Consider the following 20,219-nt stretch of genomic DNA (forward strand, 5'->3'; position numbering starts at 1 on the left):
TTATGCTATACTATTACTGGAGAACTTCTTCCAGTAATAAATTGAAATTCAATAGTTTCGGAAGGATGAATGAAATGGGTTATGGTCAACATCAAAGCTTTTATTTGCGAGATCGTTGGTTAAGTAAAGCAATAAAACCGTTAAAAACAGATGAGAGATTCTTTTATGATAAAGATGCTTTTGAGAAGATTGGATTAGGTAAAAACATGGTTCAATCATTAAGATTTTGGGTCGTTGCAACAGGAATTATTGAAGAAAAATTTAATGATAAACGAAAAAAAGTTCATCACCTTACAAGATTTGGGAAAATATTGGATACATATGATAAATTTATCCAATTTAATGAAACAGCTTCTATTATTCATTATCATCTAGTTAAGGAAAAGGAACCAAGTACAGTTTGGTATTGGTTTTTTAATGAATTAACAGAAAAGAGTATTTCTAAAGAAGAATTATTTGATTTATTTGTTAACTGGGTTAACTCTAAAGAGGAGAAAACTATTTCAGAGAGGTCATTAAAAAGAGATATTGACTGTCTTATTAAGTTATATACTTCAGGACAAAAAACTGATGATCCAGAGGAAGTTATTCAAAGTCCAATTAATAAAATACAATTACTTAAAGAAAATAAAGGAATTGTGTTCAAAACACATCCAGAAGTTGAACAGATTGGGCTGCCAGCTTTAATGTACTCTCTATTAGATTACAAAAAAAATAATAATGTTGATAGTATAACAGTTTCAGAAATCACTTACCAAAAAGGGTTATGGGGTAAAGTATTTAATATGAAGAGAAGTGAAATAATTGATGCTTTAACCATATTGTCAACCCACTCTAAGTATCCAATTAAATTCGTGCGCACAAACAACCTTGATACAGTACATTTACCTAACGTTTCGCCATTAGACTTTATAGAATTTGAATATAAGAGAAAGTTGGAGGCCTTAGTATGATTACATTAGAAGATAATTCTTTTACTTCTAGTATTAATATTAAATTTGATTTAGGAAAAAAGGAATTTATAGATAGATACTTACCAACTCCTTCACATGCTGAATCGTTATACGGACTATTAAAAGGCTTTAATAGTGAAGTGGAAAGTCACTCTCACATTATAATTGGGGCATATGGTACAGGAAAGTCCTTGTTAGGTACATTGATAGGTGGAATTGTTTCGAAAAACATAGATTCAAAAACACTATCGGTCTTATCTAAGAAGTTTAAAAATGTAGATGATAACATTTATAATGAACTTCAGAAAGTAAAGGAAAATAATAAAAAGTATATTCCTGTAGTGTTAAATGGTCACGAAGGTACTTTTAGGCAAGCGATCATATCTGCAATAATACGAGCCTTACAAAAAAACGGGATTAACATCACTGTTCCCGGTATGATAACAAATATCTTAGGTACAGTGGAAACATGGAGAAGGGATTTCCCAGAAACGTTTAAAAACTTCAATTTTAAATTACAACAAAGCAATAAAGAATTTGACGTATGGAAATCCAATATCCTTGCTCATAGTAATAAAGAAATAGAATGGTTTAAAGATATCTTTCCAAGTTTAACTTCCGGAGCCCAGTTTGTTATTGATTATAATGAGGATTTTGTTGGGCAAATTATTCATGTTTTAGACGAATTAAATAAAAAGAACATAGGGTTATTTATTATTTACGATGAATTTGGTAGATTTCTACAAAGTATGGGGTCAAATGAAATTTATCGAACAATGCAAGATCTTCAAGATATTGCTGAATTGTCTAATCATTACTCTGGTATGTTCCAACAGTTGTTTATTACGCATAAAAATTTAAGACACTATTTTACTAGGCATAATGAAGAATACCAAAGTGAGTTTCAAAGGATTGAGAAAAGATTTAAACTTTATCATATTGATAGTGACAGGAATACCTTTGTTAGGTTAACCGAATCATTACTATCGAAACAAAACATGAACTATAGATCTTTGGATTATGAGCATACAGTAACAATGATCAGGAAGTATCCTTTATTCCCCGATTTAAATCAAGTAGAAATAGAGGAATTGGTAATAAAAGGAGCTTACCCAATTCACCCTGTAACAGTATACCTATTACCACATTTGTCAAACATGTTTGCACAAAATGAAAGAACATTATTTACATTTTTAGAGAGTAACGAAGAAGGCGGGTTAAAGCATCATTTAGAAAATTCGAAAAGATACTATCTACCATACAAATTGTTTGACTACTTCTTTTCGGATTCACATCACGAAGATTTCAATAAAGATTCTATTAAAATAATGGAAGTCTACAATCGATTGATCCGTAAAGTTCCAATGTTAGCAACAAACAACCCTGACTCTATACCAAGAAATATAGTGAAATTTATTACGTTATGGAGTTTGTCTGGACTAAATTCTCAATTCAAATTGACTAGTGACTTTTTATCATTTGCTTTTGGGATGGGTTTACTCGAATTAGAAGTTATTTTAGATGAAATGAGTAAAGTGAAAATTATAAGATTTAACAGAAGGCTTGGTTATTGGGAGTTATATGAAGGTAGCTCTCTAAATTTAGATGAAGTAATTGAAAATGATGTAGAGAATTCCACTGACTCAAGAACAGCCAAATTGAGAATACTTGAAAAAAATTTGAATAATAAGTTCTACCTACCCAATAATTACAATGACGAAAAAAGTATGACAAGGTTTGCGTCTGTAAACTTTGTCTTTAGTGGAGAAATTATTGATAACTCTTTCGATAGTGATGAAACTAGAAAAAGAAAAGGTGCAGATGCGCTCATTAACTATGTTTTACTTGAGGATCCACTTCAATACGAAGATGTAATTAAGAGGGTTCAAAACTGGGAGGACAGTAATTCTCTTTTTTGTATTTCTACAAAATCACTTGAAAATATAAATTGGTATTTATTAGCGCATAAAGAAATTAATAATAGGCTAAATGATATAGAGTTTTTAAGCCAGGACCCTTTATTAAAAGAAGAATTATTAACAAAACTTGAAGATATAGAATATGAGATTCAAAAATTTATTGAAGTCTTTACTAAATTTGATGAAAGCCTAACTTGGTATCATAGTACCCGAGTGTATAAGATAAATAATAGCATAGTTCTTGAGCGGTACCTTTCTGATTTAATGTATAACATTTATCCTAAAACTCCTGAAATAAAAAATGATTCTTTTAATAGACGAAAAATTAATAACGTTCAATTAACTGCTGGACAAAAGGTAATTAGCCATTTAATAGAATATCCATTTGATGACGTTATTGGAATAGACGGTAAAGGACCTGAGTATCTTGTTTTTGCAACAGTTTTCAAGAATAATGGTGTTAATATACAGAACTTAGATAGTATTAAATCTAAGAATTTGTCTAATTTGAGAAATGAATTAGTAACCTATATTAATAAAAATACTACAGGGACACTAAAAGAATTAGTAGATATATTATCGGAGTCTCCCTATGGGATAAGGAAGCCTCTAATTCCTGTTTTATTAGTAGGTTTGTTAAGAGATAAATGGGATAGTTTAATGTTTTATAGAAATAAAATTTATGTATCAGGTATTGATGGAAAAACCTTTTACAAAATGGTTGATGAAGCAAGCGAATATGAGTTTAAGTTTTATAATTTTAGTGACATGTACTTGGATTTCTTTATTGCCCTAGAAGACATATTTGGGGAACATGCTCATGAGAAATCGATCAATAAACCAAAACCAATTATGTTGAGTAGTGCTATGTTGGGGTGGTTAAGAAATTTACCAAGATTTACTCAAACGACAACCTTAATTGATAAAGAATTGCAGGATTTGAGAGATAATATTAGAAAGAGTGAGATTGATCCACAAAACTTTATAGAAGAATTGGGTAAATATTATACTAATAATATTGATTTACTTAGAAAGCAGAAGAGGTATTTGGAAGCCTTTCTTGGGGAATTTAAGGAATCTTTAAGGAAACAAGTTTTATCTGTGCTTGAGAAATCTAGTTTCTCAGACTTAAAAAGGTGGGCTCAAACTGTAAAGGCGCCTCAACAAAAGAGTAATCAACTAATAAAAAGTATTTTAAATGCTAATGCAGATAACTGGATTGATGATTTAGCCACTACTATTGTAGGTGTACCTATAGAAGACTGGACGGATACAACTAATAATATGTTTAAAAAACATATTCTAGACTACTATAAATTGTTAAGTACGGACACTTCTCAGGATTATATTACATTCTCAATAAATGGAAATGATAAAGCTGTTCTTAAAGCAGATTTATCGACAAAGTCTAAGACAATATATAATAATGTTTATAGAATGATAAATAATGCTGGTAGGAATGTATCAAAAGATGAAATAGAATACTTAGTGCTAAGTCTTGTCGAAGAATTTGTTGAATGAGGTGATGTTAATGGATAGAAAACCAGTACATGTTGCGATGTTTAGCGGTGGTGCAGCAAGCGCATACGTAGCGTATCAAATGGTACAAGCTCATGGGAAAGAAAATTGTATTTTATTCTTTACGAATACTTTATGGGAAGATGAAGATAATTATAGATTTATGGAAGAAGTAGCAGACTATATAGGAATTGAAATAACTGAACGTATTGATGGTCGTACACCAGAAGAGGTTTTCTATGATTATAAGTTTTTAGGGAATTCTCGGCTAGCCAAATGCTCAGAAGAGTTGAAAGTTTATCAGACTGTTACTTTTTTAGAAGAATTACGTGATAATGATAATCTTGAACCAATTCTTTATTTTGGCATTGGACCTCATGAATCTCACCGTGCAGACAATTTACGTGAATTCTATTCTCATCGTCCAATTGAACCTATTGAAACAAGATTCCCAATGATAGAAACCTTCCGTGAAGACATAGATGCTAAGGGAATTATTCAAAATGAATGGGGGATAAAACTCCCTCGCATGTATGAGTTAGGCTTTTCTCATGCAAATTGTGGAGGAAGATGTGTAAGAGGTGGTTTTGGGCACTATGCTCAATTATATAAAGTTTGGCCTAATCGATACAAAGAACAAGAAGAAATGGAAGAAAACTTTAGAAAGCATTTTGAAAAAAACGTGTCAATTTTAAAAAAAGATGGGAAGCCTTATACATTAAAAGAGTATAGAGAAAGAATGGACAGGGAAGGTATTGAAAAATTCTTAAATGAACCTGATGATACTGTACCTTGTGTTTGCTCGTTTTCATAGATGAAGAGATAGGTTTATCACTCAAGTAGAGCTAGGATGGATAATAGATTCTAGCTCTATTTTTTCGTTAATTAAATTCTGAAATTTAGTAAGCGTCAAATAATCCCCACCTATTTCTAGATGGGGATTTCATGTATCCTTTATTTAGATTTATTTGGTACATGGCATTCCTGTGGGAGTGTTAATGACCATGGCAGGAATTGCGCCAATTGCTCTTTATCTGTCGTATCTATATTGAGAAGTTCCTCAAACAGATAGTTAAGATAGTTAAATGGATTCAATCCATTTTCCTTAGCTGTCTCCACAATACTATAGATGATTGCACTAGATTTAGCTCCTTTTGCAGTATTGCTAAAAAGCCAGGCTTTGCGTCCAATTACAAAAGGCTTGATGGATCGTTCTGCACGGTTGTTATCAATGTAAGCGTCAAATAGTCCCCCACCTATTTTTTAGATGGGGACTTCGTGTATACTTTATTTAGATTTATTTGGTATGCGGCATTCCTCTGGAAGTGCCGAGGACCATGGCAATAATTGCGCCAGCTTATCTTTATTAGTCGTATCCATATTGGGAAGCTGTTCAAACAGGTACTTGAGATAATTAAATGGGTTTAACCCGTTCCCCTTGGCAGTCTCCACTGATTACGGCCAATAGATTTTACCACCCTTGACATGTTATTTACCAATACTCGCCAAAGAATTTACCACACAACGCCAATGTGTTTACCAGTAAATAAAAATGCCCTACAGATTACTATTTAATAAACTGTAGGACTTTTTATAAATTAGTTGTTTTCTTTTAAAGAATACTTATGCAAACAAGAGGGAAGTTCACTGCCTTGTTCATGATTTTTATAAATCTTCCATGTCAAAGTACATCTCAATCTATTTTCGATACTTAATGAAAGCTGGATGATCAAAGAAATTTTCATAAATATCACTATGAAGTTCAATATAGGGAATGGTCTTCTCTTCTGGTGTTAATTCATTTACTTCTTTTCTAAGTTTAACAACCATTTCTTCCAGCTTCTTTGAATAACTTAATAGATTAATGATGAACTCGATATCATCCATTTTATCTCTACTCATCGCATCTCCGTCGTAAATAGATTCACACATAATTTCAACTCCTTTTTTAATAGTTTAAAGGTGTCGTTTTTTAACCCAGGTGTTCTCGTTGTTGTATTTACTAGCCTTCTTTAAGTTCATTTTGATAATTGTTATATTTAAGCTTCTCCAGCTATCCCATGGCGCTCTCGCATAGAAACGTCCCCGTCTATTAGGATTTGGTAGGAGTCATGGATAATACGGTCTAAAATAGCCTCCGCAATTGTTTCATTCCCTAGTTTCAAATGCCAACCGCTAGGGTCGATTTGTGAACAGAAAATAGTTGAAGCTACTTTATGGCGGGCTTCGGTGATTTCCAATAGGATTGCTGCTTCATCTGTTGTTAAATCTGTAAGAAGCCATTCATCAAGTATGAGTAAATCTACTTTCGTATATTTTTTAATACATTTCCGATAGCTTCCGTCTGCAGCTAATTTTGCGAGTGAGAGTTCATCTAGTAATTCTGGTAAGCGAATATACTTTACTTTATAGAATTGGCGACATGCTGAGACACCGAATGCACTAGCTAAGAATGATTTACCAGAACCAGTGGGTCCCTTCAATATGATATTGTGATTGTCGTGGATATAGGAACCGCTAGCCAGTTTCAAGATCAACCCCTTTCCTACGTGTGCTTTATTTGACGCTTACCTTAGAATGGAGCCCGTTATAGTATTTCTTATGCTTTTCTTTTCTATAGGAACCGTTTGGCAACCTATTATATTCTTTGTTGAGAAGCAGCTTAATAAAGCCCCTTTCCTTAAGATCTACGCTTTGTTGTATTTACAAGAATTAAGTAAAAATTTGTAAAATAAACTATACCAGTATCACCAAAAAAGGCGATATATGTTAACATTAAACTAGTATATATAAGGGGGATTGTATTATGAGATTACAAAGGTTTAGTGTTACAAATTATAAGGTTTTTAAGGAAACTTTTAGTATTGATTTTTAAAATGACTCCATTGCTATTTTAACTGGTAGAAATAATACTGGTAAATCAACAATATTAGAAGCTATCAACTGTTTTTTTAAAAAAGAAACTAAAGCAAAAACTATCCCAACTGATTGCTTTTCTAAACGTGGTGAGAAAATTATACTAAGTGCTGTATTTGAGTTTGGTGAAGAATCACTTACAATTGTGAAGAAATATCAAGAGGAAACAGCCCCAAAATTTTATGATGAAAATGATGATGAAATCAAAGCCACTCACGAATTGAAAGATACATTAGATGAAATTCTAAACAATCAACCTTTTTATATAACCCCATCTATGTTACCTGATGATATTAATGAGCTAATTCAGAATATATATTCAGAGATTATTAAAAACGATTTACAAAAGCTTGAGAACTATCAAGGTGATTCAGAGGAAGAAAATGAGCTAGTGGAACTAGCTAAAGAATATGCTGAAATTAAAAGTTCGTACCCTGAGTTTTTAAGGAAGCTTAAATTAAGTACAGATTTCGACTCCTTGAAAGAGTAAGTACTGAAGTCTCTGAAAGTCTACAAAGTTTATTTTCAAACGAGCACTTATCTTTAAATGTTGTAGGTGGTGAGAGTGAAGGTTTTTCATCAAGTGACATTTTAAATTCCACAAAATCTAGTGTAAATATTGATAGTAATAATCAGTCTGAGATGCCATTAGCCAATCAAGGAACTGGCTTACAGCGAATGAGTTTAATATATCTAATTCAGAACATGATACAAAATAAGCTTATGGGTGAAAGTGATGATAAGTTATTGTTAATAGATGAACCAGAAGCTTTTTTACATCCAGAAGCAGTACGAGCATTGAGTCATTCTCTATATAAAATTGGTGAAAGGATGCCCCTCATGATTTCGACTCATTCTCCAGTCCTTATAGACTTATCAGAAAGACACACTTCTATACAAGTCTTTCGTGTTGGTGAAAAGAAAGCAATTCAGTTATATAAGTCTATTGACGATCAATTTGATGATGACGACATTCAAAATATGAAGATATTAAACTATGTGGACTCTTATGTGAATGAATTTTTCTTTGCAGATAAGGTATTGATTGTTGAAGGTGATACAGAGTATATTGCTTTTAAACATCTTGCAAAATCAGAGAATGAGAACGTACATATAATTCGTGCTAGGGGTAAATCTACAATCGCTACATTGATGAAAATTTTAAATCAGTTTAATACAAATTATGATGTTTTACATGACGTTGATAATCATACTAGGTATAGTTATACAACCTTAAAAGCTCAGAAAACAAATTGTATAAATATATACAAACTAAAAGGAGATAGTGAAGTAAGAATTTTTTGTTCAATCTCCAATTTTGAAAATGCCATTGGTATTGGAGACGTACCAAACGATAAAAAAACACAAACTATTCATCAAATAATAAATGAACTTGATGATGATGATGAATATTGTGAAGCAAGGTTGTTAATAAAAGACTTATTTAAACATATTGTTCAACGAGATGAAGAGACGACTATAGGCGGTGGATTTTGTAGAATACTCCTAGAAGAAAATTTTAATGATTTGTTTGATGAGCTGATAAATCAAAAGATTAAAGAGGAACAAGAGGAAGATCAGAAAAAAGAAGATGATAATGAAAAAGTAGGTTCTACTGTACAATAATTGCTTAATCTCATATATAAGGGGTCGCTGATAAGCGCATCTTGAATATGCACGAGGAATGGATACATACAGATAGGGAGTTTCCAACTGGGAAGTTAACCACTACTGGTACATCCTTCGCTTTTGACATTCATTTGGCACAACTAAAAATAACTACTAACAATATAAAATTATAGTTTTATTGAATTGTAAAACTGTAAGGCGGCACTTACTTGTATAAATGCGCCTTTTGAAGTAATTATCCAAATTAAATATAAGTCATAAAAAAATGATAAAAAAGGGATGGTAATATGGCTGAAAGAAAAGCTGTATATTTTTCAAAATACATTCAGGAAGATGGTATTGTAACAGTACCTTATAATATAAATGAAGAAGGTTTATATAGGTATTCTATGACTATCCCCTTTAAAGGACGTGATAATTCAAAAAAGGCAATAGTTATTATGAAGAATCCTAGTAAAGCAGGGAAGTTTGATTCCCAAGCTCAAAGGAAAATTTCAGATGAAACTATATACCGTGTAACTGATTATTTATATAAACACGAGCAAAATTACTCTGAAGTAATAATTCTCAACCTATTTGCAATTTATTCATCTATTTTTGATGAGGGGGTTGAGGAAGAACTCATTTATGGAAATGATAATATGGAGAAAAATAATAGAATTATTTTGTCTACTCTAGAAGACTTAGAAGACGGTGATAGAGTAATTGTAGGTTGGGGAAGATATCCTAAACGAACTGGATTTAGAGATAATTATCGTGAAAGAATAGAAGAAGTTTTGACCTTATTAAATGGCGTTACGTTGTGGAGGGTAGGTAATTTTGTTAAAGTTGATAGTTGGCATTTTCCGCAACACGGTCTTAACTGGTATGATTATGAAGTAATGAAGGAATTTTGGAATTAACAAATTGATTTTCGTTTTACAACTAATATGGTAAAATTTTAATAAGGTATTTTAATAATCGTATGGACAACTACAGTTTTAGCATTGTAATAAATAGGCTTTACCCCTTTTATATCAAAGGTGTGGCGGAATTGGCAGACGCGCACGACTCAAAATCGTGTTCCTTATGGAGTGTCGGTTCGACCCCGACCACCGGTACTTGTTTATATCAGTAATTTAAGTGAATATACCGTAATATCAACCGTTCTTCACATTTGTGGGGAACGGTTTTTTGTGTTTTCTAACATTAAATTGTCTTTACTAAATAACTTCAAATCGTGTGAACTAATCGTGTTCATATTGATAGGGGGTGTATAAGTATTGGCAAGGCGTAACAATGTTTTAAATGATGCTGAACTTTCAATTGTACGTCAAAAGAAAAAATCGTATGTAGAAAGCTTTAAGGAAGCTTTAGAACTCTTTGAAAGAGATTGTGATTTACGGAATTTAAGACCATATACCATTAAGTATTATCGTAATGAAATATCAGCGTTTCTTACTTATTTATCTGAACAAGGTTTTGATTTAACTGTATTAAGACCAACAAATATTACAGAAGAATTGATACAAGATAATCTGATATTGTACATGCGAAACTATAAAGGTTCTAAAGTTGTAACTGTAAATACACGTTTACGTGCATTACGTGCATTTTTCAACTTCCTTCATAAGCATAAACATATACCTAAAAATCCAATGGAAAATATTCAGTTATTGAAGGATAGAAAGCATGTTATACCTACATTTACTAAAACACAATTAAACAAATTGTTCAGACAACCTGACTTAAATACTTTTGTAGGTGTACGTGATTATACAATTATGATGCTTTTTTTGGAAACTGGAATACGTGTAAATGAACTAACTGGTTTAACATTGGCTGATATACGGTGGGAAGATAATTTAATATGTGTACGAAATGCTAAAAGCTATCGTGAACGGTTAGTGCCAATTCAGAAGGATATGAGGAACCAACTTAAAAAGTATATTGCAATACGTGGTTCAGTTTCATGTGATGCACTTTTTATTACAATTGATGAAACACCTTTATCAAGACGTGGCATACAACAAAGAATTGATAGGTATGGTGTATTAGCTGATATAAAAGGTGTTAGATGTAGTTGTCATACATTCAGGCATACTTTTGCTAAATTAAGTGTCCAGCAAGGTGCTAACATCTTTGAATTACAAGCTATTCTTGGTCATACCAGTATGGAAATAGTTAAAACTTATGTAAATCTATTTGGCACAGATGTAAGGGATAGTCATAGAAACTTTTCACCATTAAAGATGTTAGATAAACGAATATAAGTAGGTGTATAGAATGGATTTTAAATATAGAACTTTTGATACAGAAAATGAACACTTATATGTTGGTGTTTGTAATCATTACTTCAATTTAACTGATGCAAAAGAAGTATATAGAAATAAAGAGGAAAAAGATAATTCTATAATGATTGAAGTTGGAAGAAAGGACACCAAAGAAATTGAAGCTGTAGTTACTTGTGGTGTTGATGAAGCTGAACAAATAGCTTTAACCCTACTAAACCTTTGTAATTCAATAAAAAGATAAAGACAAAAAGAAAAACCACCTACTGCAATAGGTGGCCTCAAAAATCAAACTATAAAATTATACGGAACACCGTACAACTAACCTTATTATACTGAAAAAATTCAGGTAATGCAAAGGCTTCTTCAGTGTACCTAAATTTAGATGAAGTTGTGTGGTTTCCGTTACATAAGGGGAAAACTCAAATGCAAATAGGAAACATAGATAGCTTTATGCACTTATCACAATTTACTGACATAAACGATTTTAACAATAATATAGAACAATGGATGTTGGATGGTAAATCATCTTTTACAAAATCAGAACTAGTAGCTTTAAAGCGTTTAATACGTTTTTCAGCTAAAGTTGCTGGTGTATGTTCAGCAAAGATTGGAACAATCGTTTCAGCAACACATGAAAAAGATGGTGCTGGCATTTCAAGAAGTACGTTTAAACGTATGGTTATTAAAGCTAAAAATTTAGGACTGCTGCAAACACATGAAACAACACGTCAAAACGGTAGTAAATCAAGTAATTTGTATGTGTTCAATCGTTTTTGTGGCCAAGCTGAACCATCTAAAGTTGAAAAATTGGACCAACCAAAAACAAGCATTATTTCTAAAACTAACAACCAAAATAATAATAAACGTAATATGGATGTACCAACTGAACAAAAAGCTGATACTGATACAAAAAAGAACCAAGTATTGGATGCTTCTTTCACCAGTGAAAAAGTTCCAATGCAGTTCACTAACTTGGTTAGGAACTTCTATGATGATGCACGGATTATCGAAGAACACTGGAAGCTTGTTAATATTTCAGCTTACAAGAACCAAGTAACTGAAGGTATTACTGATACTGCAATAGAAGCATTTAAAGCACTTGTGAGAAAGATTAAGTTTAATAATGTAAATAATACTTATGGCTTCTTTTATGGCATTCTAAACAAGAAATTTAGGAAGAAGTACACCATAGATTTATTTAATGATGTGTGGGAAGCGTGTTGTTAGTTAATTAGTATTAAATAGTTATATCAATCCATTTTCATCCAAAACTCAATAAATCTTAAAGGATTAGCCATTATTTTGTCGAAATATTTTAATAGTTCGGTTTCTAAAAAATACTAAGTTAGGATGGATGAATATATGGCATTAACTAAAGCTATGAAAAAGTCTATGTTTGATGAATTTCAAATCAAAGGTTACTGGTGGCTTCCAAATAAAGAAAAAGAAGTAGCGGGTATCTTATACTATAAGCATGATGAAATTGAACTAGAGTTGTTAGGTTCCTTAAATGATGCTGAAAGCATGTTCGATAGTTTTGGGAGTAATAAGACCAAAAGTGACACATCAATTATTTTAGGTATTTCAGATGCAGGAGAGAAATTCACTTTACTTGATTCTATGAATATTAAATCAAATGTATCTTCAGGATTTAGTACTGAGACATATGCTGTACACTTATTTTTAGTGGGTGCTAACTTCACTTCAAAGGATGACTTATTATTTCATTCGTTTGCAATATATCCTACGTATTACAATAAGTGGAATGCTGAAGCAAAATATAAACCTACACACCATCTAGTTGATGGAAGGTTAGGACGAATAAAGGGTATTGATTTTAGTGAATCTGAAATGTTCTCAGAGTATGTCCATTCAATTAGCACTAAGTTAGAAGAAACAAATAAGACTAATATGTCAGGAGATATTCATGAAGAAGTAAACTGGGAATATAAGGGTGGAATTATGGTGACACCTGATGAATGGCAAGATATAGAGTGGGGAAAGGATATGATGTCCAAGATTAAAGACCTATTTACATTATTTATAGGGTTTCCCATTTACTATGAGAGTATTACGTTTTATGGGAAAAATAAAGATGTTGGAAACAGTACTTTTAGAGAAAAATGTCAATTATTCATTGAACAAAAAAACGTGAAAATTAGAAGTAAATTTAATTGGTATGATGTGACTGTTAGGTACGGTGATATTAAAGACAATTTAGGACAGGTGTTTAATTTATGGTTTGAGAAAGAAGAAATGCTAAAGACAGTCGTAAATCTGTATATTAGTGATTTTTATCGAGATTCTTATCTTGAGACAAAATTTCTCAATGCAGTTCAAACTTTAGAGATATACCATAGAAAAGTCTATGATGGGAAATTATTTGATGAAGATGATTTTGAAGAATATACTTCAAAAGTACTTAGTTATGTTCAAGAAGAAATGCCAGATGAATTTATAAAGAAAATGAAAGGCATGTTGCAACATGCTAATGAATATTCACTAAGCAAGAGGTTAAGAGAATTAATAAATCAGAATCTTGAAAAAGAAACAAAAAGTTACTTATTTGGTAATAGTGATAATAGAGGTAAATTTGTACAACAATTAGTAGATACCAGAAATTATTTAACACATTATGATGAAGGTGAAAAGAAAAACATTCTGAAGGATGGTATTCAGATATACTATGCTGTTCAAAGGTTAAAGGCACTAATAACTTTAATCTTATTTAAAGAAGTGGGTGTTGATGAAACAATAATTCTTGATAAATTTAAAGAGAATAGACATTACACACATTCAATTTTAACTGCAAAAGAACAACTTAACAATTAATTCTATTCCCACCAAATCCACAATTAAGTTTGAAAAATTCATTGGTGGGAAATAAAATATAATCACTTATTCAACAACCTTTTTGCAGTATCTTCAAAGTGCATCATAAGTGCATCATTCGGTGCTTTATTACTTCTATAAACTACAAAAGGATTTACTAGTATATGTGTGTAGTTTGCATTAGAAACCACTGCAAATACTGGTAAATCCTTAAATTTAACTTTGAATAGTTTTCTTTTTAAGTCATTAGTACGGTTATATCCAAACATCTTTGCAATTTCAGCTATTGTTAAAGGTTGGCAATCAGTACTATCTTCAGGATGTAAACAAAGCATGTTACTTTCAGGATGCACATATGGAAGTAGCATGAACAAGGTGTACAAATTATTAGGTGTGTGTACTTTTTTACCTTTATTATCTTTTTCCTGATACAACTCACGTACTTGTTTATCAAAAGTTTTTATGAGATTCTTTGCTTTTAATTCTGATGATGGTGCAGTGCCACGAAAGTTATATGTGTTTGACCACTTTATCTTAACAGTTGATTTGTTTATTACTTCTTCCCGAACAATACCAGCTTCCAACATCTTATTATAGAACTTATAGAACTCTTTCTTGTTTGTCATTTCTAACAGTGCCTGTAATTTATTCTTATAAATCAAATTCCCATTATCATGTGTAAGATAGCTTCCTTTTTCCTGATATGAAACAAATGTACCTAGAAATATAATTCTTGTTTTTTCTGTTTGGCTAAACCTTTCATCTTGGTTTATATTTTTAATAGTGCTTGATAGTGTCCAAGTAAACCTTCCAGCAAGTTCTTCAAATTCACTTTTCTTTTGTTTACCACGTAAGTATTCAATTCTTTTTGCTTTGCTTTCTTTATTTACAAACTCATATGCTTCTTCATTTATAAGTAAACTACCACTTTCTTTTTCACCAGTTTCTAAATTAACCCATTCTCCATGAATAAAATCTGTGTTTATCATTCTTAATCATTCCTTTTCAAGTTGTCAAAAGTCGTAATCTATAAACTTTTGCAACCATAGGTACTTCAAAAAGGTCAAAAGTACGACAAGATTTTTTAGATTTATTAAAAGTAATTTAATTGTAGATAAAGCTAAATGCGGTGAGAGTGTACCTGAAATAGATGAATTTGCGGTGAGAGTGTACCTGAAATGATGTGGGTTGAAGTGTTGATACTAAAGGGTTTATTGGGGTTCTTTATGAATTTGTCCTTCTAGTCTTATTAGTATAATCCTAGACAAGTTCAAAAGATATGTTGCTTCGCAACGGGGAAGAAAACCACTTCCCCACAAATTAATAAAGAAAAAGATTAATCTGAAAAGGAGATGCTGAAAAATAGTAGTTTATATGTTCAGCAACATTTATTTAAGCTTTGTTTTTATCATCTTGGAAGGTGGTGCTTTTCCACCTTTCAAGGCGTAAGCATAAATCTATTATGGTAAAATATATAGCAAAGGTGGCTGATTAAATTGAATTTAAAAGGATATACATTCAATTCAAAAGAAGACTTTGTTTATTATATTCATCAACTGATTATCGGAATTACAAATACTCTAAAGAGATATGAAAGGCAAATTAATGAGTTAGGTAAGTACATTGAAGAAAAGGATTTAATTGCTAGACCAAAAAGAGTAGTATCAACTGATATTTGTGAGAATTATGAAAGTATGCTTAATTACACTTCCAGTTATTTAATGAATTTATTTGGAGACCAAGCTAATTTCGGAATGTCATATCAAAACTATCGAAGGCATGTTGTAAAAAAAAGTAAAGAGTTGAATTTAGACTTTGTTACACTCACAGAAGAACAAAAAGAAGAACTCAATGAAATAACAACTAGCAGGGATTGGGGAAGTCATGTTCCAGTTTCTTTACTTCATTCAACTAGTCATAAAGCTTTAAATTTAACTGTAGATGCTAATAATCCGATTAAGGTTGCTGAATTTGAAAAGTATCAAGGGTTGTGGTTAGTAAGTTTGTATGATGTAAACTTTAGGAGTTTAGAAGGTCTTAAAGGTATGTTCGAATTGGTGAAACAAGACTATGAAAAACTAACTGGTAACCCTTGCAGAATAGTTATACAAAAATATCCAATTCGTAATATTAATGATTTAATGATTCCGATAATTTCAAGTGGAATACAAAGAAAAGAAATTAAGTCTATTGAAGATATTCAAAATATATATAAAGGTGAAAGAGAAGTATAAAAAAATTACAGTGCGTTCTTTTAGTGAAACTTAAAGTTGGTTATAATCTAGTTAAAATAAAATGATACTTAAAATAAGAATCTGCTTCAGGTAAAATGATTTTTAAAAGGAATAGGTGGAACTACACTGCATAACCGTTAAATGTGTCCAAATATAGGGGTTCTGTAAGTTTTTTTAATGAATGGTATTGTGGTCATCATTACAGTAATATCAGTTGTTCTAGCATCTTTTAGTGTGGTTCCGTTGTATGTATAAATGTGAATGACTGTTCATGTGTTAAGTGCAGAAGGTGCTAGTATTTCTTACGTGAATCGAACCTATCAGAAGCACCTTAAAATGACTTATTTAAATTTTTTTAACGTGTCTTTATCAGTGCTATTGTTTTGAACATTAATATTCAATTCCAAAACAAAAAAGAAACCAGTTGTTATGCTAGTTCCCTTTTTAAATTTCTCTTTTGTAATTCCCTATATAAAATTGATTTACTAACACCAGTTGCACTTTCAATTTGTTTAATAGTTTTATCATTCTGTTTCCACAAATCAATAGCATGTTCAACTTGTTTTTTGGATTTACCTTTCCTTCCTAGCTTAATTCCTTTTTCTTTAGCATTCTTAATACCAGCAGTTCTTTTTTCTGCAAGTAATTCACGTTCATTTTCTGCAAGTGCTGAAAGAATAGTTAAAAATAGTTTTCCGTTACGGTGTGTTGCTTCCATTCCTAGTTCAATTATATACAGTGTTATATCCCTTTCTTGCAGTTCTTCCACTAATGACAATAATTGTTGTGTATTTCTTCCTAAACGGTCAACACGTGTAATTATAAGCTTGTCACCAGCTTTTAGTTCTTGAAGTAATGCTTCTAGTTTTGGTCGCTTCATAGTGCTTCCAGTGTGCTTTTCTTCTATAATCACATCACATTTAAAAGATTCCAATTGTACAAGTTGCGTTTCAAGGTTCTGTTCTTTTGTTGAAACTCTAGCATAACCATAAATCATTTTTATCAGTTCCCTTTTATGTAGTAAGTTAGGGTAATTATACCATTTAATTTAGGGAATGAAAATAGGGAATTATAGAAACCAGTAAAATCAAGGGGTGGGTACATGTTCCCGATTATTATACTTTTAGGGAATTACGTGTTCCATCAGGGAACCAGAAGTTATTACAAATCTATTTATTAGAATAAGCTTTAAAAGTTCGTGTTCCATTTAATTAAGTAGGGTGTTTTTTATTCGTGTTCCCTATGCTGAATTTAAAATAGGGTGTACCAGTGTTAGATTTAAAGGTGTGTACCAAGCTTATTTTTAACTGGTGTATGTGGTTTAAATAAAGCTTGTGCAGTTGTACTAAAGCTTATCAGGTGTATTTGAACCAGTAGAAGCTTCTTAGAATGGCTATATGTGCTTTATATGGTTATGTGGTTAATGGCTTGGTTATTCAATAGCTGATAGTTGTATTTAAAGTTGGTGCTGGTGTGTACTGTATGCACTGATTGATAGCACTGAATAATAGATGAATAGAAAGGATTGCTAAACAATTGAACAAATAAATGAAATTAAATCAAAAAGAAAAGTTTAAAAAGAATTGATTGAAATAAAGATGAACTGAAATTGATTATTAATATTCAAAAGACAATATGAAAAAGAAGCATACCCACCATAAGGGGTAGCACTATACCCAAGTTGTTAGGGTTTAGGCTTATATAATACACACTATATATTCAGCTTCCCAAGTTTCAGAAGGTGTGTTTCAGCTAGTAGGGGGGGTATCAAGGTTTTACATATTCCATTTATCAGATTTTGCTATAAAAAATTACGCCACAAATTTTGGTTATTAAAATTTTTATAAAAACTTTTAAATTCTTGTCATACTTTTGATGGTTCTGTAAGACCTATATATAGAAATTAATGTTTCATTTATGCTTTATTTTTGGTTACTGTTTAGGGTTGATTAGAAGAAGCAACTTTAAAAATGTGTAAATCGGTGCTGATAGTTAATTCTATCAGTGCTTTTTTATTTGGAGTTTATTTATATTTTATAAATTTACTAATGGGGGGATTTAATTGAATGGAAAGTTATTGAAGCAAGTACGTATTATCGCTGGATTCAGTCAAACAGAACTAGCTGAAAAAATTGGATGCACACAAGCATTAATTGCCTATATGGAATCAGGAAGAACAAAAGTTCAACCATTAACTGAACAAAGAATTTTACAAGCTATATCAGATAAAGGGATTCGGCAAGAAGAGTTGTTTTTAATTTCATCAGTATTAAAAGCAAGTAAGTCAAATATAACAGCAGCGATTAAATAAAAGGGGATGTGAAGGGGATGCAACCATTACAGAAGGAATTAGACGAATTAAATGTAATTAAACATGCACTGAACGCTGAAAAAAATAAGCATGAAGTTCATTTACTAACTATTCTAGTTAAAAGGCTGGAACAATCACTCAGAAACAAAGAAATTAAATTCTATGCACTTTACAGTTCCAAGAACCAGTTAGAACATATAAACACATATAAAGAACGTGCCAAAATGTACAAGAATAAAGCAATAGCAAAGCTTCAGGATTTAACAGAAGCATTAACAAGAAAAGAAATTACACGTGCAAATGCGATTTTAGATGAATTACTAGATACAGATTTTTTCACAAAAGATACTGAAAAGCACCTTAGTAAATGGAAAAATAGTACTAGAACTAACTTTCAGCGAAATTACTTCACTGTTTAGAAGGGGGTTAAACAATGGATGCTAACAAAATTAATGATGTGAAAGTTCCACCACAATTAACGGAACGACAAGCACACATAGCACGTGAATGGGTGGACAATGAAATGAATACTGGATTAACTATAAATCAGTTTTGTTCCAAGCATTCACTTTCTAGTGCAACATTTACAAAATGGAAGAATACGAATATAGATTTTCAAACATACTGCCAAGCACTGAAGGGTGAACTGATTAGTTCAGATGAATTACGTGCTTATGAAGTTGTGAAACGTCATATTTTAGAACGTGTAAACAGTGCAAATCCAACCGAAAAAGATATAAACATGTTTATTGAAAATTTTGACTATGTTGTGAAATTTCAACAAGCAAAAGCAATGCAAAAACTTGGGATAAATAATAAGGGTGAAGCTTCAACTGATACTAGAACAGTTGAAGAAAAGAAAGCTTCTCTATTATCAAGATTAAAAGGTTAATTAATTAAAAGGGGATGAATACAAGATGAAAAACATAAAAGAAATGGTAAATGAACTATTAAACAAGGTTAATAAAACCACTAATAATTATGAAGATGCACTTGAAGCAAAACATACTGAATTGATGCAACTACAAACTAAACTTGCTGAAGAACAAGACAAAGAAAAGCATTATTTGAAAATGTATATTCAAAAAGATATTACAGATGAAACTTACAAAGAACAAAAGCTAGTAGTATCTGAAATTAAAAATACTATTACTTCTATTCAGCAAGAAATGGAACTGATAGAAAAATATAAAACTGAAGATGTTGAAGCAGTACTTGAAGAATTAACTGCAAGCAAAAGCAAGTTAAACCAAAAACAACAAGAAGAAATTCAACAAGTAAAAGTACAACTAGCTGAAGCAAAACAAGCATATCTGAACCAGTTAAAACAAGTTGGTGAAGCTTATGATAAAACTGTATCTGAAAATAGAAAGCTGGAAGATGTACTTGTTCAATTTGGTAAGCAGAAACAACACTATACACCTGATAAATTTGAAATTATCGGTGCTGGTGCAGTAGTTGGAATTGAAGAAGCAAGAAAATATTTAGGCTAAAAATACAAACAAATTACAAATAAAAATATAAGCATTTTCAAGCATTGGAATTAAGTTTCCAGTGCTTTTTTTAATGCAAAAAATTAATGAAATGGAGTTGTTTTAATAATGGCTGGATTAACACTAGCACAAAGTAACAAT

The 20,219-nt window shown here is 31.3% G+C and carries 18 protein-coding genes, 1 tRNA gene and 3 pseudogenes; 16 read left to right on the forward strand and 6 right to left on the reverse strand.

Features of this window, described 5'->3' with window-relative positions; translation table 11 throughout:
* The first annotated feature begins 74 nt into the window (after positions 1–74).
* From GHC26_RS13600 to GHC26_RS13610, 3 genes are read left to right on the forward strand one after another with little or no spacing between them, the layout of a single operon-like run.
* On the forward strand, positions 75–953 hold the full coding sequence (locus GHC26_RS13600) for a DUF4007 family protein (RefSeq protein WP_163971802.1): 879 nt from the start codon (positions 75–77) through the stop codon (positions 951–953).
* On the forward strand, positions 950–4,393 hold the full coding sequence (locus tag GHC26_RS13605; RefSeq protein WP_163971803.1) for a hypothetical protein: 3,444 nt from the start codon (positions 950–952) through the stop codon (positions 4,391–4,393). Before GHC26_RS13600 ends, GHC26_RS13605 begins: the two co-directional genes overlap by 4 nt.
* Positions 4,394–4,403: 10 nt before the next feature.
* Positions 4,404–5,204, forward strand: coding sequence for a hypothetical protein (locus GHC26_RS13610; protein WP_226376944.1), 801 nt, complete (start codon positions 4,404–4,406; stop codon positions 5,202–5,204).
* Positions 5,205–5,344: 140 nt separating this feature from the next.
* Here GHC26_RS13610 and GHC26_RS13615 read toward each other — a convergent pair.
* The 4 genes and pseudogenes from GHC26_RS13615 to GHC26_RS13630 all read right to left on the reverse strand — a co-directional run.
* A pseudogene (locus tag GHC26_RS13615) lies at positions 5,345–5,623 on the reverse strand (transposase domain-containing protein); the annotation flags it as partial.
* A gap of 54 nt (positions 5,624–5,677) precedes the next feature.
* Positions 5,678–5,842: pseudogene (locus tag GHC26_RS13620) on the reverse strand (transposase domain-containing protein); the annotation flags it as partial.
* A 246-nt stretch (positions 5,843–6,088) separates the two neighbouring features.
* Positions 6,089–6,322, reverse strand: coding sequence for a hypothetical protein (locus tag GHC26_RS13625; RefSeq protein ID WP_163971805.1), 234 nt, complete (start codon positions 6,320–6,322; stop codon positions 6,089–6,091).
* A 107-nt stretch (positions 6,323–6,429) separates the two neighbouring features.
* Positions 6,430–6,933, reverse strand: a pseudogene (locus tag GHC26_RS13630) (ATP-binding protein); the annotation flags it as partial.
* Between the two features lie 395 nt (positions 6,934–7,328).
* Here GHC26_RS13630 and GHC26_RS15965 point away from each other — a divergent pair.
* The 8 genes from GHC26_RS15965 to GHC26_RS13665 all read left to right on the forward strand — a co-directional run bounded on the left by GHC26_RS15965 (position 7,329) and on the right by GHC26_RS13665 (position 14,040).
* On the forward strand, positions 7,329–7,796 hold the full coding sequence (locus GHC26_RS15965; protein WP_264175961.1) for a hypothetical protein: 468 nt from the start codon (positions 7,329–7,331) through the stop codon (positions 7,794–7,796).
* A gap of 98 nt (positions 7,797–7,894) precedes the next feature.
* Positions 7,895–8,932: an ATP-dependent nuclease gene (locus GHC26_RS15970; protein ID WP_226376947.1), complete on the forward strand. Its 1,038-nt coding sequence runs from the start codon at positions 7,895–7,897 to the stop codon at positions 8,930–8,932.
* Positions 8,933–9,222: 290 nt separating this feature from the next.
* The gene (locus tag GHC26_RS13640; RefSeq protein ID WP_163971806.1) at positions 9,223–9,837 is read left to right on the forward strand and encodes a DUF1643 domain-containing protein; all 615 of its coding nucleotides are present in this window, start codon (positions 9,223–9,225) and stop codon (positions 9,835–9,837) included.
* A 116-nt stretch (positions 9,838–9,953) separates the two neighbouring features.
* Positions 9,954–10,032 (forward strand) — tRNA-Leu (locus GHC26_RS13645).
* 165 nt (positions 10,033–10,197) lie between these two features.
* Positions 10,198–11,187, forward strand: a complete 990-nt coding sequence (locus tag GHC26_RS13650) for a tyrosine-type recombinase/integrase (RefSeq protein WP_163971807.1) — start codon at positions 10,198–10,200, stop codon at positions 11,185–11,187.
* Between the two features lie 13 nt (positions 11,188–11,200).
* A complete protein-coding gene (locus tag GHC26_RS13655) occupies positions 11,201–11,449 on the forward strand; it encodes a hypothetical protein (protein WP_163971808.1) in 249 nt (82 codons plus the stop codon).
* A 182-nt stretch (positions 11,450–11,631) separates the two neighbouring features.
* Positions 11,632–12,435: a hypothetical protein gene (locus GHC26_RS13660; protein WP_163971809.1), complete on the forward strand. Its 804-nt coding sequence runs from the start codon at positions 11,632–11,634 to the stop codon at positions 12,433–12,435.
* Positions 12,436–12,570: 135 nt separating this feature from the next.
* Positions 12,571–14,040, forward strand: a complete 1,470-nt coding sequence (locus GHC26_RS13665) for an ApeA N-terminal domain 1-containing protein (protein WP_163971810.1) — start codon at positions 12,571–12,573, stop codon at positions 14,038–14,040.
* Positions 14,041–14,102: 62 nt separating this feature from the next.
* On the opposite strand, the gene GHC26_RS13670 is transcribed toward GHC26_RS13665, so the two are convergent.
* Complete coding sequence (locus GHC26_RS13670) at positions 14,103–15,029, reverse strand: hypothetical protein (RefSeq protein ID WP_163971811.1); 927 nt, start codon at positions 15,027–15,029, stop codon at positions 14,103–14,105.
* Positions 15,030–15,536: 507 nt separating this feature from the next.
* Between GHC26_RS13670 and GHC26_RS13675 the strand changes: the two genes are divergently transcribed.
* Positions 15,537–16,274, forward strand: a complete 738-nt coding sequence (locus tag GHC26_RS13675) for a hypothetical protein (protein WP_163971812.1) — start codon at positions 15,537–15,539, stop codon at positions 16,272–16,274.
* A gap of 427 nt (positions 16,275–16,701) precedes the next feature.
* Here GHC26_RS13675 and GHC26_RS13680 read toward each other — a convergent pair whose 3' ends face one another.
* The gene (locus GHC26_RS13680) at positions 16,702–17,271 is read right to left on the reverse strand and encodes a recombinase family protein (protein ID WP_163971813.1); all 570 of its coding nucleotides are present in this window, start codon (positions 17,269–17,271) and stop codon (positions 16,702–16,704) included.
* A 1,065-nt stretch (positions 17,272–18,336) separates the two neighbouring features.
* Between GHC26_RS13680 and GHC26_RS13685 the strand changes: the two genes are divergently transcribed.
* Genes GHC26_RS13685 through GHC26_RS13700 form a run of 4 tightly spaced genes read left to right on the forward strand, consistent with a single transcriptional unit; the run spans position 18,337 to position 20,078 of the window.
* On the forward strand, positions 18,337–18,585 hold the full coding sequence (locus tag GHC26_RS13685; protein ID WP_163971814.1) for a helix-turn-helix domain-containing protein: 249 nt from the start codon (positions 18,337–18,339) through the stop codon (positions 18,583–18,585).
* Between the two features lie 17 nt (positions 18,586–18,602).
* A complete protein-coding gene (locus GHC26_RS13690) occupies positions 18,603–19,004 on the forward strand; it encodes a hypothetical protein (protein ID WP_163971815.1) in 402 nt (133 codons plus the stop codon).
* Between the two features lie 14 nt (positions 19,005–19,018).
* The gene (locus tag GHC26_RS13695) at positions 19,019–19,477 is read left to right on the forward strand and encodes a phBC6A51 family helix-turn-helix protein (protein ID WP_163971816.1); all 459 of its coding nucleotides are present in this window, start codon (positions 19,019–19,021) and stop codon (positions 19,475–19,477) included.
* A 25-nt stretch (positions 19,478–19,502) separates the two neighbouring features.
* Positions 19,503–20,078: a hypothetical protein gene (locus tag GHC26_RS13700; RefSeq protein WP_163971817.1), complete on the forward strand. Its 576-nt coding sequence runs from the start codon at positions 19,503–19,505 to the stop codon at positions 20,076–20,078.
* Positions 20,079–20,219 lie beyond the last annotated feature (141 nt).

Source organism: Oceanobacillus halotolerans (genome assembly GCF_010993955.1).
In the GTDB taxonomy this organism is placed as follows: Bacteria; Bacillota; Bacilli; order Bacillales; family Amphibacillaceae; genus Oceanibacillus_A; species Oceanibacillus_A halotolerans.

Coding starts and splice junctions, on each gene's coding strand:
- GHC26_RS13605 (WP_163971803.1), top strand. CDS start 950: ATGATTACATTAGAAGATAATTCTTTTACTTCTAGTATTAATATTAAA.
- GHC26_RS13640 (WP_163971806.1), top strand. CDS start 9,223: ATGGCTGAAAGAAAAGCTGTATATTTTTCAAAATACATTCAGGAAGAT.
- GHC26_RS13600 (WP_163971802.1), top strand. CDS start 75: ATGGGTTATGGTCAACATCAAAGCTTTTATTTGCGAGATCGTTGGTTA.
- GHC26_RS13610 (WP_226376944.1), top strand. CDS start 4,404: ATGGATAGAAAACCAGTACATGTTGCGATGTTTAGCGGTGGTGCAGCA.
- GHC26_RS13680 (WP_163971813.1), bottom strand. CDS start 17,271: ATGATTTATGGTTATGCTAGAGTTTCAACAAAAGAACAGAACCTTGAA.
- GHC26_RS13690 (WP_163971815.1), top strand. CDS start 18,603: ATGCAACCATTACAGAAGGAATTAGACGAATTAAATGTAATTAAACAT.
- GHC26_RS13655 (WP_163971808.1), top strand. CDS start 11,201: ATGGATTTTAAATATAGAACTTTTGATACAGAAAATGAACACTTATAT.
- GHC26_RS13670 (WP_163971811.1), bottom strand. CDS start 15,029: ATGATAAACACAGATTTTATTCATGGAGAATGGGTTAATTTAGAAACT.
- GHC26_RS13695 (WP_163971816.1), top strand. CDS start 19,019: ATGGATGCTAACAAAATTAATGATGTGAAAGTTCCACCACAATTAACG.
- GHC26_RS13700 (WP_163971817.1), top strand. CDS start 19,503: ATGAAAAACATAAAAGAAATGGTAAATGAACTATTAAACAAGGTTAAT.
- GHC26_RS13625 (WP_163971805.1), bottom strand. CDS start 6,322: ATGTGTGAATCTATTTACGACGGAGATGCGATGAGTAGAGATAAAATG.
- GHC26_RS13660 (WP_163971809.1), top strand. CDS start 11,632: ATGCAAATAGGAAACATAGATAGCTTTATGCACTTATCACAATTTACT.
- GHC26_RS13665 (WP_163971810.1), top strand. CDS start 12,571: ATGGCATTAACTAAAGCTATGAAAAAGTCTATGTTTGATGAATTTCAA.